At 41.8% G+C, this 1,056-nt stretch carries 1 protein-coding gene; it reads right to left on the bottom strand.

The window, feature by feature from the left end:
- Nucleotides 1-941: ISLre2 family transposase (locus SPD53_RS19780; protein WP_336253582.1), on the bottom strand; the 941-nt coding region annotated here is incomplete at its 3' end.
- Between the last annotated feature and the right edge of the window lie 115 nt (nucleotides 942-1,056).

The following is a 1,056-nucleotide window of genomic DNA, read 5'->3' as shown; positions in this document are numbered from 1 at the left end:
TCCAAATCGTGATCCTCTAACGCTTTTCGTAATTCTGTTTTATAGTCACTCTTGCCGGCACCAAGCGCTCGATTAAGCCCTTGAAATACATGATAAGCGTCTAATTGGTTTAGGACAGGGTATGCCGATTGGGAAAAGGCTTCTTGAAACTTCTCAGCTGTGTAGCCGGCTCCACCATCGCTATTTGTCACGATCTGCGTTTTCTCCAAGGAATAGTGGTTGGCAGTAAGTGCTTGAAGTTCTTTCCAAAACTCCGAAGTTGGCTTAGTCGTCATGATCACTTTCTGATTGCGCAGAGATACTCTTTCTCCACTCTTGTCCCAACCCTCATAAACGATCGCATGGCTTACCTCGTGACTCTTTTTCTTTTCCGTTCCCCGAATAAATACTCCATCAGCTTCTGCATAGAGAAAATCAACTTCCTTACCTTCTGGCAATTCCGCGGATTCCTCTAAATCGATGACCATATCTTCATCCGCCTTTGCTTGTGCTTCTCCAACTTCCCTCACAATTGTTCCAACTGTTGAATGGCTAATATCTACCGCGGTCCATTCGCTCAATATATGAGCTGTTTCCCGATAGGTACATTCACTGACCATTTCCGCAACTTTCACTTCTACAAATGGACTTCTGCGCTTATATTTTTTGAACCCCATCCATTCGTCAAAAGGGTATCTAGCATTGCCCTCCTGATCGTGCATAAGGGTACGCGTGTATCTCACCCAACCAAAAGTGAACTGAATACTTCGATCATCATATCGTTCAACGGTCCAACCCAATGCTTGTTTCTCCTTCACAAGCACGTCATTCATTTGGCTAAAGATGTCCCCCAACATTGAAGAAAACTCTTCATACATCAATCTACGCACACTTTCTTCAAAATCAATTAAGTTGTCTGTTTGGTGTATTAATCCGTATAATTTTGATATAATAGTATCCATGAAGAGGCCTCTTTCTATAATGTATTTGCCTGGTAGCATACATTTATGATAGAGTGCTTCTTCTTTTTTGGCTAGGATTTTGAAATAATATCACCGAGAACTATTTTACACATAC

The sequence above is a fragment of the Oceanobacillus sp. MO10714A genome (assembly GCF_037072045.1).
GTDB classification, from domain to species: domain Bacteria; phylum Bacillota; class Bacilli; order Bacillales; family Amphibacillaceae; genus Oceanobacillus; species Oceanobacillus indicireducens.
Note: the sequence above shows the minus strand (reverse complement) of the source record. Positions and strands in the feature narration are given on the sequence as shown.